Source organism: Streptomyces caatingaensis (assembly GCF_001187435.1).
GTDB classification, from domain to species: Bacteria; Actinomycetota; Actinomycetes; order Streptomycetales; family Streptomycetaceae; genus Streptomyces; species Streptomyces caatingaensis.
In genome coordinates, this window is record NZ_LFXA01000013.1 from 327,191 (window position 1) to 351,253 (window position 24,063).

At 68.2% G+C, this 24,063-nt stretch carries 11 protein-coding genes and 4 pseudogenes; 8 read left to right on the forward strand and 7 right to left on the reverse strand.

The features are described 5' to 3' along the window. Positions 1 to 90: 90 nt before the first annotated feature. Positions 91 to 3,081 (reverse strand): annotated as a pseudogene (locus AC230_RS20710) (type I polyketide synthase); the annotation flags it as partial. 316 nt (positions 3,082 to 3,397) lie between these two features. Here AC230_RS20710 and AC230_RS34365 point away from each other — a divergent pair. Beyond that, positions 3,398 to 4,099, forward strand: coding sequence for a methyltransferase domain-containing protein (locus AC230_RS34365; protein WP_277816922.1), 702 nt, complete (start codon positions 3,398 to 3,400; stop codon positions 4,097 to 4,099). 95 nt (positions 4,100 to 4,194) lie between these two features. Continuing rightward, complete coding sequence (locus AC230_RS20715) at positions 4,195 to 4,389, forward strand: DUF2795 domain-containing protein (protein ID WP_049717786.1); 195 nt, start codon at positions 4,195 to 4,197, stop codon at positions 4,387 to 4,389. A gap of 173 nt (positions 4,390 to 4,562) precedes the next feature. Here AC230_RS20715 and AC230_RS34705 read toward each other — a convergent pair whose 3' ends face one another. The 3 genes from AC230_RS34705 to AC230_RS20725 form a co-directional block, all read right to left on the reverse strand. Further along, complete coding sequence (locus AC230_RS34705) at positions 4,563 to 4,928, reverse strand: hypothetical protein (RefSeq protein WP_422125611.1); 366 nt, start codon at positions 4,926 to 4,928, stop codon at positions 4,563 to 4,565. Between the two features lie 664 nt (positions 4,929 to 5,592). Further along, positions 5,593 to 5,781, reverse strand: a complete 189-nt coding sequence (locus tag AC230_RS20720; RefSeq protein ID WP_049717787.1) for a hypothetical protein — start codon at positions 5,779 to 5,781, stop codon at positions 5,593 to 5,595. Between the two features lie 87 nt (positions 5,782 to 5,868). Further along, on the reverse strand, positions 5,869 to 6,618 hold the full coding sequence (locus tag AC230_RS20725) for a thioesterase II family protein (RefSeq protein ID WP_049717788.1): 750 nt from the start codon (positions 6,616 to 6,618) through the stop codon (positions 5,869 to 5,871). 287 nt (positions 6,619 to 6,905) lie between these two features. On the opposite strand from AC230_RS20725, the gene AC230_RS20730 reads away from it, so the two are divergent. Further along, the gene (locus AC230_RS20730; RefSeq protein ID WP_049717789.1) at positions 6,906 to 7,682 is read left to right on the forward strand and encodes an FkbM family methyltransferase; all 777 of its coding nucleotides are present in this window, start codon (positions 6,906 to 6,908) and stop codon (positions 7,680 to 7,682) included. A gap of 123 nt (positions 7,683 to 7,805) precedes the next feature. Here AC230_RS20730 and AC230_RS20735 read toward each other — a convergent pair. Then, positions 7,806 to 7,994: pseudogene (locus tag AC230_RS20735) on the reverse strand (IS701 family transposase); the annotation flags it as partial. 299 nt (positions 7,995 to 8,293) lie between these two features. Here AC230_RS20735 and AC230_RS33885 point away from each other — a divergent pair. Together AC230_RS33885 and AC230_RS20740 are read left to right on the forward strand one after the other, a co-directional pair. Continuing rightward, positions 8,294 to 8,443: a hypothetical protein gene (locus AC230_RS33885; protein ID WP_241833304.1), complete on the forward strand. Its 150-nt coding sequence runs from the start codon at positions 8,294 to 8,296 to the stop codon at positions 8,441 to 8,443. Beyond that, on the forward strand, positions 8,415 to 8,807 hold the full coding sequence (locus AC230_RS20740) for an NAD-dependent epimerase/dehydratase family protein (protein ID WP_338399820.1): 393 nt from the start codon (positions 8,415 to 8,417) through the stop codon (positions 8,805 to 8,807). Before AC230_RS33885 ends, AC230_RS20740 begins: the two co-directional genes overlap by 29 nt. 157 nt (positions 8,808 to 8,964) lie before the next feature. Here AC230_RS20740 and AC230_RS20745 read toward each other — a convergent pair whose 3' ends face one another. Next, entirely contained in the window at positions 8,965 to 9,987 is a 1,023-nt protein-coding gene (locus AC230_RS20745) for a Gfo/Idh/MocA family protein (protein ID WP_049717790.1), read from the reverse strand. A 25-nt stretch (positions 9,988 to 10,012) separates the two neighbouring features. Beyond that, the gene (locus AC230_RS32135) at positions 10,013 to 10,474 is read right to left on the reverse strand and encodes a hypothetical protein (protein WP_049717791.1); all 462 of its coding nucleotides are present in this window, start codon (positions 10,472 to 10,474) and stop codon (positions 10,013 to 10,015) included. Between the two features lie 1,030 nt (positions 10,475 to 11,504). Between AC230_RS32135 and AC230_RS33890 the strand changes: the two are divergent. The 3 genes and pseudogenes from AC230_RS33890 to AC230_RS20760 all read left to right on the forward strand — a co-directional run. Then, positions 11,505 to 16,949, forward strand: a pseudogene (locus AC230_RS33890) (acyltransferase domain-containing protein); the annotation flags it as partial. Between the two features lie 770 nt (positions 16,950 to 17,719). Next, a pseudogene (locus AC230_RS34815) lies at positions 17,720 to 18,187 on the forward strand (KR domain-containing protein); the annotation flags it as partial. Between the two features lie 123 nt (positions 18,188 to 18,310). Continuing rightward, positions 18,311 to 24,063: type I polyketide synthase (locus AC230_RS20760; RefSeq protein ID WP_157868625.1), on the forward strand; the 5,753-nt coding region annotated here is incomplete at its 3' end.

The window sequence follows — 24,063 nt, forward strand, 5'->3', positions numbered from 1 at the left end:
TTGGGGTGGTGGTGATTTGGAGGGTGGTGGGGTGGGTGGGGTGGAGGGGGAGGGGTGTGTGGAGGGTGAGTTCTTGGATGTGGGGGTGGTGGTGTGGTGGGCGGTGTGGAGGGCGAGTTCGAGGAAGGCGGTGCCGGGGAGGAGGGGGGTGCCGGCGATGGTGTGGTCGGCGAGCCAGGGGTGGGTGGTGAGGCTGATCTGTCCGGTGAACAGGTGGGTGTCGTTGTCGGCGAGGGTGAGGGTGGCGCCGAGGAAGGGGTGGTGGGCGGGTTGCAGGCCCGCGCGGGTCACGTCCCCCGTGCCGGGGGGTGCGGTGAGCCAGTAGCGCTCGCGCTGGAAGGGGTAGGTGGGCAGATCGACGTGTCGGTGAGGGATTGTGTGGGTGGCCCAGTTGATTTTTTGGGCGTGGGTGTGGAGGTGGGCGAGGTGGGTGAGGAGGGTGTGGGTGTCGTCGCGGTCGCGGCGGAGGCTGCCGGTGACGACCGCCGGGGCCGGAGTGTGGTCGTTGAGGGCGGGAACCAGGGTCGGGTGCGGGCTGCACTCGATGAAGGTCTGATGCCCCTCGGAGGTCAGAGCAGTGGTGGCTTCGGTGAAGTGGACGGGGTGGCGCAGGTTGCGGTACCAGTACCCGGCATCCAAACAAGCCGTGTCCACCCAGGCATTGTCCAGGGTGGAGTAGAACGGGATGGTGGAAGGTTGGGGGGTGATGTGGGCGAGGAGGGTGGTGAGTTGGTCTTCGAGGGGGGTGATGTGGGGGCAGTGGGAGGCGTAGGTGACGGGAATGCGCCGTGCCCGTACCCCCTCACTGCGGCAGTGGTCCAGCAGTTCCTCCAGTGCGTCGGCGTCCCCGGAAACCGCCGTCGCCGTGGGGCTGTTGTGCGCGGCTACCCACAACCGCCCCTCCCAACGCTCCTCCAGCAGATCGGCTGTTCGGTCCGCTGGCAGTGCGAGGGAGGCCATCCCGCCCGTTCCCTGCAGGGACTGCAGCACCCGGGCCCGCAGGGCCACCACGGCTGCCGCGTCCGGCAATGAGAGCGCCCCCGCCACATGCGCCGCCGCGATCTCCCCCTGCGAATGCCCGACCACCGCGTCCGGCTCCACCCCGTAGGAGCGCCAGACCGCCGCGAGCGCGACCATCACCGCGAACAGCAACGGCTGGACCATCTCCACCCGTTCCCACACCGCGTCCTCGGCGGGCCGGCCCAGCATGTCCGGCACCGCCCATCCGGTATGCGGCTCCAGCGCCTGGGCACACTCCTCCAGCGCTGCCGCGAAGACCGGCGAGGACTCCCGCAACCCCAACCCCATCCCCGCCCACTGACCACCCTGACCGGGAAAGACGAAAACGACCCCGTCCATTCCGGCACGTGACCGCGTTCCGGCTCCCGCGGCCGCCGCATCCGGTCCTTCGATCACCGCGCCGTGTGCTTCGCCGCTGCCCAGAGCCCGCAGCGCCTCCAGGTATCCGTCGCGGTCCTCGGCGAGGATGACGGCCCGGTGGTCGAACACCGACCGACCCGACGCCAGCATGTGCCCCACGTCCGGCAGCGACAGGTCGGCGTCCGCCGCCAGGAACCTGTGAAGCCTGCGCGCCTGCTCCCGCAGGGCCCGCGGCGACTTCGCCGAGACCGGCCACGGCCACGGCCCCGATACAGGTGCGGCCGCCACCGTTTCGGAGCCACCCGGCTTCTCAACAGGCGCCTGCTCCAGAATCACATGCGCGTTGGTGCCGCTGACCCCGAACGACGACACACCCGCCCGCCGCGACCGCCCCGTCTCCGGCCACGGCACCGCCTGAGTCAGCAGTTCGACGGCGCCGGAGGACCAGTCCACATGCGGCGACGGCTCATCGACATGCAACGTGGCAGGCAACACCCCATGCCGCAGCGCCATCACCATCTTGATGACCCCCGCCACCCCCGCCGCGGCCTGCGTGTGACCGATGTTCGACTTCATCGACCCCAGCCACAACGGCCGGCCCTCCACCCGCCCTTGACCATATGTGGCCAACAACGCCTGCGCCTCGATCGGATCCCCCAGCGTCGTCCCCGTCCCGTGCCCCTCCACCACGTCCACATCACCCGGCTCCAGCCCCGCGCCCAGCAACGCCTGCTGGATGACGCGTTGCTGGGACGGGCCGTTCGGAGCGGTCATCCCGTTGCTCGCGCCGTCCTGGTTGACCGCGCTCCCCCGCACCACCGCCAACACCCGATGGCCCAGACGCCGCGCATCCGACAACCGCTCGACCAGCAACATGCCGACGCCTTCGCCCCAGCCGGTGCCGTCTGCCGCGGCCGCGTACGCCTTGCACCGGCCGTCGCGCGAGAGCCCCCGCAACCGTGCGAACTCGACGAACAGATTGGGGGTGGACATGACGGCGACGCCGCCAACGAGGGCCATGGTGCACTCGCCCGACCGCAGGGCCTGACAGGCCAGATGCAGGGCGACCAACGACGAGGAGCACGCCGTGTCCACCGTGACCGCCGGCCCCTCCAGCCCGAAGGTGTAGGCGATACGGCCCGAGGCCACTGCGCCGCCGCTGCCGTTGCCGAGGTATCCCTCGAACCCGTCCGGGATGGTATGGAGGCGACTTCCGTAGTCGTGGTACATGACTCCGGCGAACACGCCCGTACGGCTGCCCCTCACCGTCCCCGCGTCGATACCGGCCCGCTCGAAAACCTCCCACGCCGTCTCCAGCAGCAGCCGCTGCTGCGGGTCGGTGGCCAGGGCCTCGCGCGGGCTCAACTCGAAGAATGCGGCGTCGAAGTCGGCCGCGTCGTAGAGGAAGCCGCCGTGGCGGGTGTACGAGGTTCCCGGGTGGGCGGGGTCGGGGTCGTAGAGTCGTTCCAGGTCCCAGTCCCGGTTGTCGGGGAACTCGCCGATGGCGTCGCGCCCGGACTCCACGAGGTTCCACAGGTCCTCGGGCGAGCGGATCCCCCCGGGGTAGCGGCAGGCCGTGCCGATGATCGCGATCGGTTCCCTCGCCGCATCGGCGAGTTCCCGATTCTGCTGCCTCAGCCTCTCGTTCGCCTTGAGGGATGCCCTCAGTGCTTCAATGACCTTGTCACCAGACGAAGTCACCATCATCTCCAACGGTTGCCACGACAGACCTGGGCAGCGCCGAAGCTAGCGACACCGGCGAGTCCCGGTCACCCGTGCCCACCCCTGAATCGGAAGGCCGGACGACGGGTCCGGGACCTGCTGTGAACTCCCCCAGGGACCCGGGGGGCGTCTGAGAGAGACCCCCTGCGTTCTGCCGGCCCACCTCTGCGCACGTTGTCACTCCGGACAGCCCACGACACCTTGGTGGCAGCCCTCCGCTCCGCCGACGACAGAGACGAAAGAGGTCGTGCCTGTGCCAGCCGAACCAACGCCGCCTCCGAGTGACGTCGGGGACATGGACGAGGCCATCGAGAAACTGGGTGTTCCCCCGGCGACCGGATCCTCGACGTGGGGGTTCGGCTCGGGCCGGCCGACGGTACGGTGCACCCTGGCGGAGCTGGTGGAGGCCATCGGCGTCACCATCAGCCGGGTACAGGTGAGGATGGCCACGGCTCTGGCGGAGCAGGCGGGGGTCGCCGACCGGGTTCGCTTCCTGCATGCGGACGCCATGGCCCTTCCCTTCGACGACGCGTCGTTCGACGCCGTATGGGCGCTCGAATGTCTTCTCCACATGCCAGCGTCCCTCAAGTGCTACGGGAGACCGCCCGGGTGCTCCGTGCCGGTGGGCGCCTTGTGGCCACGGATCTGGTCCGGCGGGAGGAGCGTCACGCAGAGGGAGAGCGCAGCGACAGTTCTCCCTGGACGTCATGTTCGCGGTTCACGAGATCACACCAGTCCGCGACTAACGGCGGACCGTCACCGATACCGGGTTCCTCGTCGAGGAGTTCACCAACGTCGGCGACGACGTCATCGCTCCCTCGTTCGCGGCTATTGCCGAGTACGTGCGGAAACGGGTGGAGGACTGCGCGACGGCCTTGGGCACCAGCGCCGAAGACGTCCTGTCCATCGCCGAACGTTTCGCCCGGACCAATGCGGTGAGAGGGATTGGCTACCTCTCCCTGGCGGCCGTTCGCACCGGCTGACCCGGAGCCCGTGAGCCGAACACCGTTCGTCCAAGAGCCGGCACCGGGCTCCCAACTCACCTCACCACTCTGCCTCATTCGTCACCCCTTCGCTCTCTGGAGGACCGCCATGCCGTACGCATCGCTCCAGCAACTGCTCATGAGCCTGACCTTTCCCGCTGTGAAGGGGGAGATCCTCGACATGGCGGATTCAATGGACCTTGATGTGGAGATGCTCGACAAGCTCCGGCGCATTCCTGACGTGGAGTACTTCGAAGACTCCGATGTCAGCACCGAGATGCGGAAGATGGGGTACGAAGGCTGAACGGCGTACCCGCGATCGTCCATGCCAGGACGATCGCCGGTACGTACGCCTGAACAATCCGTCCGGTTCCGGTTGGATTTCCGGCACCGTGCCATCGGCTCCGACCCGACCCCGATAGCAGTTCCGCGGCGATGGCAGAACGGCCCTGGCAGGGGTGCTCTACCGCACTCGCCCTACGCGCGCTTCGCATTCATCCGCCGCCCGGAGGGTGCCGCCCGCCGCGAGGCAGTGCTGCCGCATTTCCCCGGCCCGCCTGGTGGCCTCCTCGTCCGCCATGAGCTCCAGCAGGGTCTTCCGGAGTGTCTGTGCGGTGACGTCTTCCGGACGCGTCGTCCGACCCAGTCCCAGGTCGGCGATACGTCGGCCGGTCGCCGGGCGTCGGCGGTCAACGGCACGACCAGCGCCGGGCACCCGGAGTAGAGCGACTCCATGACGCTGGCCATACCGCCGTGCGCGACGAAGGCGCTGGCGTGGGGAAGCACCGAAAGGTGGGGCCCACTCGTGCACCTCGATGGAGGGTGGCAACGGATCGAGGTCACAAGAGCCGATCTCCTGCCCCAATGCCATCACGATATGGGCCGGAAACTCGTGGAAGGCCTCGACGCACATGCGGAAGAAGGAATTTTGTGCGTTGCAGACGGTACCCAACGAGACGAGTACGACCGGCAGTCCGTCGCCGGACGGCGCCCACTCGCCCAGGAAGCGGCGCTCCCCCCAGACACGGGCCGACGAAGACGAACCGTTCGTCGAAGGTGTCTCCCGCGTATTGGAAGGCGCGTGGCAGGTGGACGAGATTGCGTTCCGACGGTTCAGGATTCCGCCGACGCCCGCGACCACCGAACCGGGAAGGAATCGGGGAAAGAAGGGGCCGCATGCCCAACCTCCTTGTTGCACCCGAGAGTCGGTGCGCAGGACTGATCACCGCTGGCTGAGAAGAACACCGCCGTCCGAGATTAGGAAACACAGGAGGCGACCGGATGCCCCTGCCCGCCCGTAACGAATGTCTCTTGCCCTCCGGAGGCTCCCTGTGCTACCTCCCTGCGTCCCCGGGCCGGAACGCCGGCCGCACATGACAAAGCCCGCACTGTCGGCGGCAGTTCCCGCGGGCAGTAGCGCAGCTGCGCGCGCTGTCCGTCTTCTGTCCCCCGCCGAGCAACGGATCGTTCATCACAGAGGAAGCGCGCAAGTTGCCGAACCTCTGGTTCAGAAGCTGGAAACTACTCGGGCGATGGAGAGGAGGCCGCTGTTGATGGTCGGGGCCATTCCGGTGGACGCGAGCGTGAACCCGAACAGCACACAGGCAACGGCGGAACCCGGGCGGATGTGGCCGCCTCTGATCAGAAAGACGACGACGATGCCCATGAGCATGACGGTGGAGATCGAGACGGCCACGTACGGCCTCCTTTACGACAGGACGACAGCCCTCTGGCCTCCGACGGCAACACGTCGCAGACCAACACGTCACCAAGAACGGTCGGTTCAGCGATTTCCGAGCCGACCGGCAATCGTGCGGACCACCTGGGCGTGGTGGGGACCGTCCAGGAAGAAGTGGCCCCCGGGGAAGGACCAGAGCTCGAACGCGGCCGTGGTGTGCTGACGCCAGGCGTCCGCCTCCTCGAGCGTGGTCCTCGGGTCGTCCTCACCCACCATGACGGTGACAGGGCAGCCGACGGTGACGCCGTCATCCGCCCGGTAGGTCTCGATGGCCTCGTAGTCGGCGCGCAGGCAGGGGAGGAAGGCGGCCAGGAGCTCGTCGTCCTGGAGAATCCGCGGGTCGGTTCCGCCCAGGTCCATGAGTTCGGCGAGAAGGCCGCTGTCATCGCGCCGGTGGACGTCCTCCTCGCGCCTGCAGGACGGGGCCCTGCGCCCGGAGGCGAAGAGCCCGGCACAGGTGCGGCCGGTCTCCCGCTCCATCCTCCGGACGACTTCGAAGGCCAGAACAGCCCCCATGCTGTGGCCGAGGAGCGCCGTCGACTCGTCGAGCCGGGGCGCGGCAACCCGGTGGATGCGGTCGGCGAGTTCACCGATGGAAGTGAAGTGCGGCTCGTTGCGCCGGTCCTGCCGCCCGGGGTACTGGACGGCCAGCACTTCGACGTCCGGGGCGAGCGACCGGGCGAGCGGGAGGAAGGAACTCGCCGCTCCGCCGGCGTGCGGGAAACAGAGCAGCCGGTGGCTGCTCTCCGGTGCGGGCCGGAAACAACGCAGCCAGAGTTCGTCGTCTTCTGTCACGGCCGCATTCTCCTCGTCCTGGTAGCCGTCGTTCCTCCGGCGGCGTGACGGCCGGGGCGCCTCACCGAGCCGCAATGACAGCCGAGAGACTACGGACGGAGACGTGGTGGCAGGCACCCCTGCGTTCCCCTGTTCCAGGGCTCCGGCTCCCGGCCAGGACACGGGTTCTCGCGGCATCACAGAATTTCTACACTCGGTATTCACTGCATCCGGGGGCCGGGAATGCAGCAATTGCCGGTGCACGCTTCTCACTTCTCACCACTGCCAAGAGAATCGGACGCAACTCAATGGAATCAACGCAGCTGCCCAACAAGCTCACCGTCGAGCATGTGAACCCCGGTGAGACCGAAATCCTCTACCGTGAGATCTTCGTCGAACGCTGCTACGCCCGGAACGGCATCACGCTGCGTCCCGGCGACACCGTCTTCGACGTGGGCGCGAACATCGGGCTGGCCACGCTCTTCTTCCACACCGAGTGCCCGGGGGTGCGCGTCCACGCCTTCGAGCCCGGCCCCGGGCCGTACGCGGCCCTCCAGGCGAACGTCGCCGCGCACGGCATCGACGCGGTCACCACGCGGTGCGCGGTCTCCGACCGGTCCGGCACCGCCGAGCTGGCCTACTATCCGCACTTCACCGCGATGTCCGGCCTGCACCCTAGCCCGGAGGAGGAAGAGGCCCTCGTCCGTTCCGTCATGGTGAACAGCGGATATCCGGCGGAGGACATCGACGCCATGGTGGCGGAGAAATGGGCGACGGGCGTACCGGAGACGGTGGAGGTCCCGGTGCACACGCTGTCCGAGGTCATCGCGGAGCGGAACGTGTCCTCGATCGGGCTGCTGAAAGTGGACGTCCAGAAAAGCGAACTGGAGGTTTTCCGGGGGCTGTCGGAGGACGACTGGCCCAAGGTCCGGCAGTGTGTCGCCGAAGTGCATGACGTCGACGGATCCCTCCAGGCCGTGCTCTCCCTCCTCTCCTCCCACGGCCTCGCCACGGCGCTCGAACAGGACCTGGTGTTCAAGGACACCGATATCTTCCTGGTGTACGCCTGGCGGTATGAGGCCTAGTAGTGCTTCGTTAAGTCGGTTGGCGTCTGGTTGTGGTTCGGCTGCTGGCTGGCTGAGGGCGGCCGCAGGTGGTAGTCCAGCACCGCAACAGGCCCTGGATGGCGTCGAGAACCTGGTAGAGGCTCAGACTGGTGCGGGGACTTTTGGGTCGTTCCGGTGGAGGGGGAGGAATGCCTGGGCGGCGGTGACGAGGGTGACGTGGTGGTGCCCGCCCCGCCAGCTGCGGCCTTCGAAGTGGTCCAGTCCGAGGCCGTGTTTGAGCTCGCGGTGGTCGTGCTCGATCCGACAGCGCATCTTCGCCCACCGCACCAGGGCCCCGGTCTCCCGTCCCTGCGCCGGCACACCGGCTACGTGGACGGCTGCGTCGTCTTCGGCGATCCGGTCGAGGACCCCGAACGGTACAGGGTGGGGAAGATCGCTGCCGCCGGCCGGCTGGTGTCCCTCGTAGAGAAGCCCTCCGTACCACAAGTCCAACCTGGCCATCACCGGCCCCTACCTGTACGGCAGCGACGTAGTCGGCATCGCACGCGGTCTCCGGCCCTACGCACGCGGGCGAGTCGGAAGCCACCGACGTCAACCGGTCTACGTCGAGCGGGGGCAGGGCCCGGTTCGTGCCGCTGAAGCCAGACATTACCTGGTTCGACACCGGCACCCACGACGCGCTGGTGCGGGCTGGCCAGTACGTGTGGGCCATGGAGCGCGACCGGGGAGTGCACACCACCGCACGCAGGGCTGCCGGTCTGCGTCACCCGCGGCTCTAACACCTACGGGCCGTACCAGTACCCGGAGAAGCTCGTCCCCCGCTTTGTCTCCCGCATCCTGGAGGGGGAGACAATCCCTCTGTACGGCGACGGATCCAACCGCCGGGACTGGCTGGACGTCGACGACCACTGCCGAGGCATCGCCCTCGTGGCCGAGCACGGCAGGTCCGGCGAGGTCTACCACATCGGCGGCGGCACTGAACTCTCCAACCGCAACCTCACCGTCCTGCTGCTCGCCCGCCTGGGCGCCGACTGGTCCTCCGTCGAGCACGTCCCCGACCGCCCGGGGCAGGATTTCCGCTACGCCCTGGGCATCGGCAAGGCAGTGGCCGAATTGGGTTACCGTCCGCGCGTGCCGTTCTAGGACGGACTCGCCGACACCGTGCAGTGGTACGTCCACAACCGGCCGGTCTGGCAACCGGCTGGGGAACCCGGCCCGCCGGGCTGTCGCCCGTGACGCCGCGGCGGATCCTGGGACGAGGCCGGCCACTCGGCCGGTAGTGATCACCGGCCATTCCTGTCTACAACCCCCGCTGCCGCCTGTCCCGTTCGGCGGTCTCGCGGACGCCGTCGAGCAAGGACGCCTGCCGGAGAATGTCCTCGCCCGGGCCGATCAGATCGCCGCCCTCCAGGATTCTCCTCGCGAACGCCGAGACCAGCGCACCGTTCTGGCAGTCGGCGTCCAGCGTGCGTTCCTCGACCCCTTCCGGTCGTTCCAGGCGGAGGACAGGCCGCAACCCAGGCGGAGCGGTGAAGGCCATGGGCAGAGTGATGCTGCCCCGGCTGCCCTGTACGAAGTAGGTGGAACGGGCGAGCAACCGGTCGTGGCCGAAGGACACGTTGCCGACCCGACCGTCCGCCGTCGACAGAAGGACCGTTCCGGCGACGTCCACCCCCGTGTCCCGGTCGCGGTGGAGGACGACCCCCTCCACCTGCGGGTTCCTGCCCGGCTGAAGACCCGCGGCCCGGAGCGCGTACACACCCGTGTCGAGCAGCGCGCCACGCCCTCCGTGCAAGGGGGGCGCGCCACCGGCCTCAGAAGGGCACGCGCCGCTCCACCTGGAGGGGGGCGGCGGGGGAAGGAAGAGAGCGGCGGTGAACGACCGCGGCTCGCCGATGGCGCCTTCATCGATCAGTTGCTGGGCGGCCGCGTGCTGACTGTGCCGCGGGAACGCGAAGCTCTCCATGAGCAGGAGCCCGCCCATGCGTGCGGCCGCGACCAGCATGGCGGCTTCCATGCGGTTCAGAGCCAGGGGTTCTCCGACGAGGACGTGCTTGCCCGCCGTGAGCGACTTGCCGATCCATTCGGTCTGCAGCTCCGGCGGCAGGGGCGCGTAGACCGCGTCCAGGTCCCCGCGTTCCAGCAAGGCCGCGTAACCGTTCACGGCGGCGCAGCCCAGTCGGCCGGCTGCCGCCACCGTCTCCCCGTCGGTACGGCCGGCGACCGCCACGACGCGCACCAAGGGGGAGGCCACGAGCGCCGAGACCACACCCAGCCACGGGGTGTCGGCACAGCCGAACAGCCCGACCCTGATCACGGGCACCGCACCTCCTCGCCTCGCGTCCGACTCATCCTTTTTGTACCGGTCGGGGACGGCTGCCCCAACCCGTAGGAACCCCTGGCCCGAAGGGCAGCGGCTCTGTACCGGGGCGTGGGAGGTCACCCCAGGCGCGGGTCTCCTCGTCCGTCAGCACCGGCTCCGTCCCGCTCGCTCCGCCCGCCGCCCCCGGATGCGGGGGCGGCGCGCCGGCAGCGAGCAACGGCGAGAGGAGGAACACGTCGTCGCTCCCCTTGTCGCACAGCTCCCGGACGGCCTTCCGTCCCCTCCGCCCGCCGTTCGCGCCCCGCAGCAGCATCAGGGCGGCAGCGATGCCGACTCCCTCGTCCGTCTCGCTCACCTCGCGGAACAGGTTCCGCACCTCGGCGAGGCGTTCGTCGCCCAGGGAGCCGGGGAAGAGGGCACGGCTGACGGCATCCGTCGCGAAGGCCTGGAAAGTCGGGAAGACATCGACGACCTGACCGTCCGCCACCCACCGGCGAGGAGGGCGGCATTCCGCTCCAGCAGGGCCCCGTACCCGGCCGGGGCACTCCGGTCGAAAGCCGGTTGCAGCATGCGGTGGAGCCGAAGGTGCCGCTCGTCCGGCGTAGTGGCGAGCGTATGTCCGTACGCCTGCTCCGCTTCCTCAAGTTGCCGTCCGTCCTTGCCGAACAGGTGACTGCCGGCGAAGATACGGCGCATGCGGCGGGGGCGGCAGGCCACATAGACTCTGCGCGTCCCGAGGCGGATTTCCACGAGGTCCCGGTGGCGGGCAGCGATTCCAGGAGCTCCAGTGGCTCCCACAGGAAGTTGCGCAGGTGTCCGATGACCGGGAGCGCTCCGCGTGCAACAGCGAAGGCGCATTCGCCCGGCACGGGACGGCATGACTCTGACATGGGTTACCCGGTCTCCTCAGCTCGTACGTCCTCGACCCTTTCGCGTCCCGCGGGTTCTCGGGACCGGCTGGAAGCCGAGCATCTCGGCCCGAGGCCGGGGAACCGGCGGCAGCCGAGCGGAACGCCACCCCCGCGCGCGGCCGCGGGATTTCCCACGCTACCGAGGAAGCCGAGGCCCGACGAGGGCTGCGGAACATGTCTGGGGTACCCCCTGCCGAACGCCGCATTCGCGCACCGGAATCCCATCGGTGGCGACCGGGGAACAGAACGATGAGACCGGGGGAAATGCCGGGACGCTGCGCAATGCCGATACGACCAAGTGACCTCTTTTGTCTGGCAGTTCACGCGTGCGAACCCGACCGAAGCTCCACGCCGCCCTTCCCGGGGATCGTAGGGGTTACCGCCCAAACCGATCCTTCCTAGGGTCTTCCCCCGGAAGGCTGCGGTTTGCGGTTTGGAGGCAGTCAGGTGCGTGAGATGCATGACAAGACGTATCAACCGGCCGCCCCTCACGACGCCGAGGGCCCCGACCCCGAGGGGTGTGCGTCAGTTCCATCGTCGCCATCGTCGGACGAGGCCGTCGCCGTCATCGGTTGCGGCAGCCGCCAAATTCCCACGGAGATGGACCTTTTCGACGCCGCCTTCTTCCGCGTCACGGCCCAGGAGGCCGCGGCAATGAGCCCCTCGGCGCGGCTGCTCCTGGAACTGGCCTGGGAAGCGTTCGAGGACGCGGGACTGGTCACAGCCCAAGTACAGGACCAGACGGGGCTGTTCCTCGCCACGCCTGCCGTCGCCACCGAGAACGACGCCCGGACGACACGGCCCCCCGAACCGGACCGCTCACCTCCGATCAGCGCGTTCCTCGCCTCCCATGGACTTACCACCTCGACCGGCACCACAGCCGTGTCCGGGCCCGCCGCCGTCCACGAGGCATGCCGCGCTCTCCGCACCGGCGCGTACACGCTGGCAGTCGCCGGCGGCGTGCACCCCGTCGCGCGGGAGGACGGGACGGCACCGGCGTCCGGTTCCTCCGCCGACAGCGGCGAACGCAGCATGATCGGCGCACTCCTGATCCTCAAACCCCTCTCCCGGGCACTGGCCGACGGCAACCGCGTTCATTGCGTCATCCACGGCAGCGCCACGAGCGACACCCGCGGGGACGGCCCGGTGCGCGCACTGCACGCGGCGCACGAACAAGCGGGCGCAGGCCCCGAGACACTGCGCCACCTCCACCTGAGCAGCACCGATGTGCCCGACGCGTTCCAACCGGACGTCGCCGCCGTGAGGGCCGTCCTTGGTGTGCCGGCTTCGGCCGGCACCGGACACTCCGCAGACCCAGACCCCTCGGCCCCCACCCCGCCACACCGGGCGGCGGCTCCGGACATGGCGGGAATCCTTCAGGCCCTCGCGTGCCAGGGCAGGTGCGACGGCCCGGGCGCCGTCGCCTCCTTCGACGCCCGGGGAAGCTTCACCCACCTGGTCTTCGGCCCTGCCCCCGGGGCGTCGCCGGCGCCTCTCTCCGCCCCCGCCACGACGCACGAAGACGGCACTCCCCCACCGGACGCCGCCGTACTGCCCTATGTCCTCTCCGCCCACACCGACGCCGCACTGCGGGCGCAGGCCCGACGCCTGCACGACCACATGACCGACCGCCCCGAACTGCGGCACACGGACGTGGGGTACGCGTTGGCGGCCACCCGTACGTCCTTCGCGCACCGGGCCGTCGTGATCGCAGGCGAACGGCAGGACCTCCTGCGAGGACTGCACGCCCTGGCCGAGGGCGAGGAGCACCCCGGACTCGTCCGGGGCACGGCCGGCCCGTCCCAGGGCACCGTCTTCCTCTTCCCCGGCCACTGGCAGCACTGGCCGGGCATGGCGGTGGAGTTGCTGGAGACCTCCGCCGTGTTCGGGGACGGCGTGCGGGCCTGCGCGGACGCCTTCGCCCCCTTGCTGGGATGGCGGCTGGAGGATGTGCTGCACGGCGCACCGGACACTCCCTCGCTCAATCGCCCCGACGTGGCACAGCCCGTCATGTTCGCCATCATTGTGTCGCTGGCCGGGCTGTGGCGCGCCCACGGCGTCGAACCGGCGGCCGTCCTGGGCCACAGCCTCGGGGAAATCGCGGCAGCCCAGGTGGCCGGGGCGCTGACCCTGGAGGACGCGGTCCGGGTGGTCGCGTCGTGGGGCAACGCGCAGGCCGCCGTCGCCGGCACGGGTGCCATGGCCGTCGTGCGCCTTGGCGCCGGCACCCTGGCGTCGCGCCTGCAGAGATGGGACGGCGCGGTGGTGGTCGCCGCCACGAACGGCCCGTCCACCACGGTGATCTCCGGTGAACGGGAGGCCGTTGAAGAGCTGCTGGCCGAACTCTCCGCGAACGGCATCTGGAACCGCCCGCTCCCGATCGACGTACCGGTGCACTCGCCTCACTTCTCAGCCTCCCAGGCCGACCTGCGCTCCGCGCTGTCCGGCATCGTTCCCCGTCGGGCAAGCGTCCCCTTCCTCTCCCCGGTCACCGGGGAGTGGCTGGACGGACCCGAACTCGACGCCGACTACTGGTCGCGCAACCTGACAAGCACCGTTCGATTCTCAGCTGCCGCAGAACGGCTCCTGCGCGAGGGGCATCGCTGCTTCACAGAGATCAGCCCCCATCCCGTGATGGTCATGGACGTGCTGGCCACCGCCGATGCGATGAGCACCGGCGGCGTTGCCGTCGGCACCCTGCGACGCGACCAGGGCGGGATGCGGAAGTTCATGACCTCGCTGGCGCAACTCCACGTCAATGGTGCGTTGTCCACGGACTGCAGGCCCGCGTTCGCCGGGCACGACCACCGTTGGGCCGACCTTCCCGCATACGCCTTCCAGCGCCTGCCGTTGCATCAGTCTACCGCGCAGGGCGAGACGGACGACGCTGAACCAGGCCCCGAGCCCGTCCGGAATTCGGATGCGCGTGCTGCGCTTTCCCTGCTGGGCCGAGCGGAGCTCGAGGTGCACCTCACTCGCCTGGTATCCGAGAAGTCCGCGCAGGTTCTGGAGAGCAGCGCTGCGAGGACGGAAGGCATGCTGACGACCGCCACATTCCACGACATGGGTGTCGACTCATCACTCGCCGTGGAGTTGCGGCATCTCCTGGAGCAGGCGACAGGGCTGCGCATCCCTGTGACCGCGGTCTTCGACTACCCCACGCCCGCGGTACTCGCCAAGCACCTGGCCGGCATGGTGCTCGGCGATGGAAACGCGGAGGCGTTCGGAGACGACGGTTACGGAAGTCAAGGTTTGGCGGTGTCCCCGCGGCCTGAGAAGGGGACGGAGGAAACGATCGCCATTGTGGGAATCGGCTGCCGCTTCCCAGGGGGAGTGAAGAGCCCCAAGGACCTGTGGCAGCTCGTGGCCACCGGCAAGGACACCGTCGGGGAATTCCCCGACAACCGGGACTGGGATGTCGAGCAGCTCTACGACCCTGATCCCGAGCACCTCGGCACGTCCTATACCCGCCATGGGAGTTTCCTCTACGACGCCGACGAGTTCGACGCCCACTTCTTCGGCATCAGCCCACGCGAGGCCCTAGCCATGGACCCCCAGCAGCGCCTGCTCCTGGAAGTCGCCTGGGAGACGCTGGAAAACGCCGGGATCGCCCCCGAGACGGTACGTGGGAGCACCACCGGGGTCTTCGCCGGACTCCTCTCCCCCGACTACGGCCCCCGCATGCATCAGGCGCCCGAGGAGGTCGGAGGGCACGTCCTTACAGGAACGACCGGCAGCGTCGTCTCGGGTCGCATCGCATACGCCCTTGGATTGCAGGGACCCGCCCTGACAGTGGACTCCGCGTGTTCATCGTCGCTGGTCGCCCTGCACCTGGCCGCCCAGTCCCTCCGGTCCGGCGAATGCTCCATGGCACTCGCCGGCGGGGTCACTGTGATGAGCACGCCCGGGATGTTCGTGGAGTTTTCGCGGCAGGGGGGTCTGGCGCGGGATGGCCGGTGCAAGGCGTTCTCGGCTGCGGCGGACGGCACCGGCTGGGGTGAGGGTGTCGGCATGCTGCTGATGGAGCGGTTGTCGGATGCCCGCCGCAACGGCCACCGTGTCCTGGCGGTCGTACGCGGCAGCGCCATCAATCAGGACGGGGCGAGCAATGGGCTGACGGCGCCGAACGGTCCGTCCCAGCAGCGGGTCATCCGGCAGGCTCTGGCCAACGCCGGCCTGGCGCCGGGTGACGTCGATGCCGTGGAGGCCCATGGGACGGGGACGAGGCTGGGGGATCCGATCGAGGCGCAGGCGTTGTTGGCCACTTATGGTCAAGGGCGGGTGGAGGGGCGGCCGTTGTGGCTGGGGTCGGTGAAGTCGAACATCGGGCACACGCAGGCTGCGGCGGGGGTGGCGGGGGTCATCAAGATAGTGATGGCGCTGCGCCAGGGTTTTCTGCCTCGGACGTTGCATGTCGATGAGCCGTCGCCGCATGTGGACTGGTCGGCGGGTGCGGTGGAGTTGTTGAGGGAGGCGGTGCCGTGGCCGGAGACGGGGCGGCCGCGGCGGGCGGGTGTGTCGTCGTTCGGGGTCAGCGGCACCAACGCGCATGTCATCCTCGAACAGGCACCAACCGAAGAGGTCCCGGTCGAGACCGCGGCGGTTCCGCCGGGACCGTGGGCCTGGCCGGTGACGGGGAAGACCGAGCAAGGGCTGAGGGACCAGGCGAGCGCGCTGCGGGCGTTCATCGAGGCCCACCCGGACCTGTCCTTGCCTGATGTGGGGCATGCACTGGCCTCGGGCCGGTCGGTGTTCGACCATCGGGCAGTGGTCCTGGCTGGGGATCGGGACGGCTACCTCGATGCCCTCCAGGCCCTGGCGGCGGGGGAGGACCATCCCGCCCTCGTCCACGGCACGCCACCCCCCGGCGCGGACGGATACAAGACCGTTTTCGTCTTTCCCGGTCAGGGTGGTCAGTGGGCGGGGATGGGGTTGGGGTTGCGGGAGTCCTCGCCGGTCTTCGCGGCAGCGCTGGAGGAGTGTGCCCAGGCGCTGGAGCCGCATACCGGATGGGCGGTGCCGGACATGCTGGGCCGGCCCGCCGAGGACGCGGTGTGGGAACGGGTGGAGATGGTCCAGCCGTTGCTGTTCGCGGTGATGGTCGCGCTCGCGGCGGTCTGGCGCTCCTACGGGGTGGAGCCGGACGCGGTGGTCGGGCATTCGCAGGGGGAGATCGCGGCGGCGCATGTGGCGGGGGCGCTCTCATTGCCGGACGCGGCAGCCGTGGTGGCCCTGCGGGCCCGGGTGCTGCAGTCCCTGCAGGGAACGGGCGGGATGGCCTCCCTCGCACTGCCAGCGGACCGAACAGCCGATCTGCTGGAGGAGCGTTGGGAGGGGCGGTTGTGGGTAGCCGCGCACAACAGCCCCACGGCGACGGCGGTTTCCGGGGACGCCGACGCACTGGAGGAACTGCTGGACCACTGCCGCAGTGAGGGGGTACGGGCACGGCGCATTCCCGTCACCTACGCCTCCCACTGCCCCCACATCACCCCCCTCGAAGACCAACTCACCACCCTCCTCGCCCACATCACCCCCCAACCTTCCACCATCCCGTTCTACTCCACCCTGGACAATGCCTGGGTGGACACGGCTTGTTTGGATGCCGGGTACTGGTACCGCAACCTGCGCCACCCCGTCCACTTCACCGAAGCCACCACTGCTCTGACCTCCGAGGGGCATCAGACCTTCATCGAGTGCAGCCCGCACCCGACCCTGGTTCCCGCCCTCAACGACCACACTCCGGCCCCGGCGGTCGTCACCGGCAGCCTCCGCCGCGACCGCGACGACACCCACACCCTCCTCACCCACCTCGCCCACCTCCACACCCACGCCCAAAAAATCAACTGGACCACCCACACCACCCCCCACCAGCACATCGACCTCCCCACCTACCCCTTCCAACACGAACGCTACTGGCTCAGCACCACCACGCCCACATCGCAAACCGCAGTCTCGGCCCCTGCAAAGGGAGTTCAGTCCAATGATGAGCAATTCTGGGAGGCCGTCCGCGCCCAGGATGCCACCGCGCTCGCCACCACACTCGACGTCCCACCTGACACTCCTCTCCCTGAACTCCTCCCCGCCCTCCATGCCTGGCACCAACAGCAACAACAACAGAACACCATCACCAACTGGACCTACACCATCACCTGGAAACCCCTCCCCCCACCAACCACACCACCCCACCTCCACGGCACCTGGCTCATCCCCCACCCCGAAGACCACACCAGCCTTCCTCTCACCCAGAACATCCTCAACGTCCTCCACCAACACGGCGCCCACACCATCACCCTCCCCCTCAACCACACCCACACCAACCCAGAGGCACTCGCCCAACACCTCAACCACACCCTCACCACCCACAACCAACCACCCCACACCCTCACCGGCCTCCTCTCACTCCTCCCCCTCGACGAAACACCACACCCCGACCACCCCACACTCCCCACCGGACTCACCCTCACCCTCACCCTCATCCAAACCCTCACCCAACACCCCCACATCACCACCCCCTCTGGACAATCACCCACAACGCCACCAGCACCCACCCCCACGACCCCCTCACACACCCCCAACAAGCACTCACCTGGGGACTCGGCAAAACCACCGCCCTCGAACACCCCCACCACTGGGCCGGACTCATCGACCTCCCCCACCACCCCACACCCCACACCCTCCACCAACACCTCCCCACCGCCCTCACCCAAACCACCGAAAACCAACTCGCCATCCGACCCAACGCCCTCCACACCCCACGCCTCACACCCACCACACAACCCAACACACCCACACCAAAACCCACCCTCCACGGCACCATCCTCATCACCGGAGGCACCGGAGCACTCGCCACCGCCCTCGCCCACCACCTCACCACCCACCACCAACCCCACCACATCATCCTCGCCAGCCGACAAGGACCCCAAGCCCCCAACGCCCACCACCACCTCAAACAACTCACCCACCACAACACCCACACCACCATCACCACCTGCGACACCAGCAACAAACAACAACTCACCCACCTCCTCAACACCATCCCACCCCAACACCCCCTCACCACCATCATCCACACCGCCGCCACCCTCAACGACGCCACCATCCCCAACCTCACACCCCACCACCTCCACACCACCCTCACCCCCAAACAACTCACCGCCCAACACCTCCACGAACTCACCCAACACCACCCCACCCTCCAACACTTCATCCTCTACTCATCCACCGCCGCCACCTTCGGCTCCCCCGGACAAGCCAACTACGCCGCCGCCAACGCCTACCTCGACGCCCTCGCCCACCACCGCCACACCCAAGGACAACCCGCCACCTCCATCGCCTGGGGACTCTGGGAAGGCGAAGGTCTCGCGAGCGCTGAAGCAACTCACCGCCAGCTCAGGCGACTCGGCATTCTGCCCATGCCACCCGAGCTTGCCCTCACGGCATTCGAGCAAGCGATCAGCCGGCCGGAACCGAGCATCGCTATCGCGAACATCGATTGGAAGACGTTCCGTCCCTCCCGCACACCCGATCCGATCCCTCTGCTTGCAGACATCCCGGAGGTCGCCGACCAAGTCGAGGAAAGCGGCAAGCAATTCAGCGACGTGAAAGCTTCTCTACGCCATACGTTGTCGGCTCAAGAGCACAGCGAGCAGCTCGCGACGCTGGTCGATCTGGTTCGTAAGCAGACCGCGCTCGTTCTGGGCCATACGAGCATCGCATCAGTTCCGGCCGAACGGCCCTTCAAGTCCATGGGGTTGGACTCCCTAACCGGCGTGGAGCTCCGCAATCGACTCGCCAATGCAATGGGCCTGCGCCTCCCCTCCACTCTCATTTTCGACCATCCTTCCCCGCTCAAGCTTGCCGGTCGCCTGCAAACCGAACTGTCCGGAACCTCGCTTCCGGCACCCGCCCCTGCTCCTCGATCCACGCCTGCAGACGAACCAATCGCAGTCATCGGCATGGCATGCCGATTCCCAGGTGGTGTCGAGAGCCCAGGTGCTCTGTGGAACCTCCTCATCTCAGGAAGAGAGACGATTACCGAATTTCCCACAGACCGCGGCTGGGACAACGACCGCCTGTTCGACCCGGATCTTCTGCGGTCCGGTACCTCGTACGTCCGACACGGCGGCTTTCTCCGGAAACCGGGACACTTCGACGCCGGTTTCTTCGGCATCAGCCCACGAGAAGCCCTCGCCATGGACCCGCAGCAGCGACTCCTCCTCGAGGTCTCCTGGGAAGCCATCGAACGTGCGAGCATCGCCCCTGACTCACTCCTGGAAAGCCAAGTGGGCGTCTTCACCGGGCTCAACTCGCAGGACTACGCAACACTGGCCCAATCGTCCTCGGACACTCTGGAGGGCTACGTCCTCACCGGCACCTCAAGCAGTGTGGCCTCCGGACGCATCGCATACACCCTGGGCCTCGAAGGCCCTGCGGTCACCGTCGACACGGCTTGTTCCTCATCATTGGTAGCGCTCCACCTTGCCTGCCAGGCACTCCACATCGGCGAATGCTCGATGGCGCTCGCCGGAGGCGTCACGGTGATGTCCACACCTCTCACCTTCGTGGAGTTTTCGCGGCAGGGGGGTCTGGCGCGGGATGGCCGGTGCAAGGCGTTCTCGGCTGCGGCGGACGGTACGGGCTGGGGTGAGGGTGTCGGTGTGCTGTTGGTGGAGCGGTTGTCGGATGCGCGGCGTCTGGGCCATCGGGTGCTGGCGGTCGTACGCGGCAGCGCCATCAATCAGGACGGGGCGAGCAATGGGCTGACGGCGCCGAATGGTCCGTCCCAGCAGCGGGTCATCCGGCAGGCTCTGGCCAACGCCGGCCTGGCGCCGGGTGACGTCGATGCCGTGGAGGCCCATGGGACGGGGACGACGCTGGGGGATCCGATCGAGGCGCAGGCGTTGTTGGCCACTTACGGTCAAGGACGGGTGGAAGGGCGGCCGTTGTGGCTGGGATCGGTGAAGTCGAACATCGGTCACACCCAGGCCGCCGCCGGTGTCGCCGGCGTCATCAAGATGGTGATGGCCCTCCAGCATGATTCGTTGCCTGCCACTCTCCATGTCGATGAGCCGTCGCCGCATGTGGACTGGTCCTCCGGCGCCGTCGAACTGCTGACACAGGCGGTGCCGTGGCCGGAGACGGGGCGGCCGCGACGGGCGGGTGTGTCGTCGTTCGGGGTCAGCGGCACCAACGCCCACGTGATCCTGGAACAGGCACCGCCCGAGGAACACCCCGCCGACCAGCCCACCGACGTGCCGGGGCCGTGGGCGTGGCCGGTGTCGGGGAAGACCGAGCAGGGGCTGAGGGACCAGGCCAGCACGCTGCAGGCGTTCGTCACCGACCACCCGGACCTGTCCTTGCCTGATGTGGGGCATGCACTGGCATCAGGCCGGTCGGTGTTCGATCACCGGGCGGTGGTCCTGGCCGAGGACCGGGACGGCTACCTCGACGCCCTCCAAGCCCTGGCGGCGAGTGAGGAACACCCCGGCGTGGTGACAGGAGACGGGCCGGTGTCGGCGGGCGGCAAGGTCGCGTTCGTCTGCGCGGGACAAGGCACCCAGTACCCCGGCATGGGACACCAACTCTACGAAACCTTCCCCGTCTTCGCCGAGGCACTCGACGAGGCCTGCGCCCACCTCGACCCCCACCTCGACCAGCCCCTCCGGGAGATCCTCTTCGCACCACCGGAGGAAGGACAACAGGCCCTGGTCCACCGCACCCAGTACACCCAACCCGCCCTGTTCGCCCTGCAAATCGCCCAACACCGCCTCATCACCGAAACCTTCGGCCTGACCCCCGACTACCTCGCCGGCCACTCCCTAGGAGAAATCACCGCAGCACACCTCGCCGGAATCCTCACCCTCCCCGACGCCGCACGGCTCGTGGCCGTGCGCGGACGGCTCATGGCCACCCTCCCCACCGACGGCCTCATGGCCAGCCTCCAAGCCACACCCGAAGAAGTCCTCCCCCTGCTGGACGGCCGGGAGGACGCCATCTCCCTGGCCGCAGTCAACAGCCCCACGTCACTCGTCGTTTCCGGCGACGCTGAGGCCGTCCACGACATCGTCCGGCACTTCCACGACCTCGGGCGCAAAACCACCCTCCTCCACACCAGCGGCGCCTTCCACTCACCCCACATCAACCCCCTCCTCCCCCAACTCCACGAAACCACTAACACCCTCACCTACCACACCCCTCACACACCACTCGTCACCAACAGCGGTTCATCCGAGTCCCTTCTCACCCCCGACTACTGGACCCGCCAGACCCGCGAACCCGTCCACTACCACAACACCACCTGCACCCTTCACACCCTCGGCGTCACCACCTACCTCGAACTCGGCCCCGACAACACCCTCACCACCCTCACCCACCACAACCTCCCCGACCACACCCCCCAAGCCCACCCCCTCCTCCAACCCAACCAACCCGAAACCCACACCCTCCTCACCACCCTCGCCCACATCCACACCCACACACAAAAAATCAACTGGACCACCCACACCACCCCCCACCAGCACATCGACCTCCCCACCTACCCCTTCCAACACCAGCGCTACTGGCTCACCGCACCCCCCGGCACGGGAGACGTCACCACCGCCGGCCTGCAACCCGCCCACCACCCCTTCCTCGGCGCCACCCTCACCCTCACCGACAACGACACCCACCTGTTCACCGGACAGATCAGCCTCACCACCCACCCCTGGCTCGCCGACCACACCATCGCCGGCACCCCCCTCCTCCCCGGCACCGCCTTCCTCGAACTCGCCCTCCACACCGCCCACCACACCACCACCCCCCACATCCAAGAACTCACCCTCCACACCCCCCTCCCCCTCCACCCCACCCACCCCACCACCCTCCAAATCACCACCACCCCAACCAACACCCACGGCCAACGCCAACTCACCATCCACACCACCACCACCCCCGACGACCAGACCATCCCCTGGACCCTCCACGCCACCGCCACCCTCACCCCCCACCCCACCCCCACCACGCACCGGGCCAAGAATGCGCCCAGTAACAGTGCTTGGCCACCCACCGGCGCTGTACCACTGGAAGTAGACGACTTTTACCCCCGCATGGAGGGAATGGGGTTCTCCTACGGTTCTCTGTTCCAAGGCGTGCGCAAGGCCTGGAGTCTGGACGCGGACATCTACGCCGAGGTGGCCTTGCCGGATGATCTGCCGGACGCCGCAAAGGGGTTCGCTCTCCACCCCGCCCTTTTGGATGCCGCCGTACAAACAGTTGTGCTGGCATCGAATGAGCGGGAATGTCTGCCGTTCGCATGGCAAGGCGTCACCTTGCACACGGCAGACACCTCGTCCACGCCGATCCGGACCGCAGATGTGTCGTCCATGAGGGTCCACCTCTCGCCGGGCCCCACGAAGGACGGGCATCAGACGCTGTCCTTGGAAACCACCGACGAGCTCGGGCGCCGTCTCCTCTCCGTCAATTCACTCGCTCTGCGTCCCGTCAACATGAACGAACTCAGGACCCTCGCCCACAGCGCCACCGGTCACCCCGGCCTCTTCGAGGTGGCATGGGAAGCATCTCCGGTTCAGCCGCTGCAAGGAGACCTGGGTGCCCAATGGGCAATCGTCGGAGACGAATCGGATTTCGTCGAGACCGAGGGGGCGCTCGGTCACGAGGCGGTACTCGACGGAGTCAGCCTGACGTTCCACTCCGACCTCGCCTCGGTGATCGAGCCCTCGGGCACTCCTGAGCGCTGCCCCGACGTCATCGTCATCGACTGCCGCCAGGGGACCTTCGACGGGTCGACCATCGACGAGATCCACTGCCGGACCGAGCGTCTGCTCCTCCTGCTCCAGCAGGGACTGGGCGCAGAAGGTCTCACCGACTCACGACTCCTTGTCGTCACCCGTGGAGCCGTGGCCTGCGACAAGACCGAGGATGTACCGGACCTCGCGGGCGCCGCCGCATGGGGACTGGTGCGATCAGCTCAGTCCGAGGAACCCGGTCGTGTCGTGATCGTCGATCTCGACGGTGCCGATGAACCAGCATCCTGGGCGCTGTTGCCGTCGATCCTCCAGACGCAGGAGCCGCAAGCGGCAGTGCGCGGCGGCAAGGTATGCGTCCCCCGCCTCGTCAAGCTCGATGGCAGGGAGGAACCTTCGAATTCCAACGCGCTTCTGCCGGTGGGAGACCGGGAGGGAGGGTGGCGCCTCGAATCCACGACCCCGGGAACTGTGACGGGTCTGCGTCCGGTCCCTTGCGACACGGCCGGAGTCCCGCTGCGAGCACACCAGGTACGGATCGCGGTGAGGGCGGCAGGCGTGAATTTCCGTGATGTCCTGATCGCCTTGGGAATGGTCGAAGGAACGCAGGCCGGACTGGGCAGTGAAGGAGCGGGTGTCATCCTCGAGGTTGGCTCCGGCGTAAGTTCGTGGAAACCCGGTGACCGGGTATTCGGCTTCTTCGAGGCCTCCTTCGGACCGGTCGCGGTGGCGGACGAGCGCCTGCTGGCGCGCATTCTGGACGGCTGGTCGTTCGCGCAGGCCGCATCAGTGCCCGTCGTCTTCACCACGGCCTACTACGGGCTCGTCGAACTGGCGGGGCTCCGGGCCGGGGAGTCGGTCCTCATTCACGCCGCAGCGGGCGGAGTGGGAATGGCGGCGGTCCAGTTGGCCCGGCATCTGGGAGCGGAGGTCTTCGCCACAGCCGGCCCAGGGAAGTGGCACGTGCTGAGGGCCCACGGAATCCCGCCCGAGCACATCGCCTCGTCCCGCACCTTGGACTTCGAGGAGCAGTTTGGCTCTCTCATCGGAAGGCGAAGCAGCGACGGCGGGCAAGGCATCGATGTCGTACTAGACTGCCTGGCCCGTGAATTCGTTGATGCCTCACTACGTCTCGCATCCCGTCGCGGGGGCCGGTTCCTCGAAATGGGAAAGAGTGACATCCGGGACCCCGAGGAGGTGCGCCGGGCCCATCCGGGCATCTCCTACCAGGCCTTCGATCTGCTCAGCGCGACGCCCGAGTTGCTCCGTGATCTCCTGACCAAGGTCCTGCGTCTCTTCGAGGAGGGTGCCTTCCAACCCCTGCCGCTCACTTGCTGGGACATCCGGGACGCCACGGATGCCTTCCGCCATATGCAGCAGGGGCGTCACATTGGCAAGAACGTGCTCGTTGTTCCCGCCCCCTT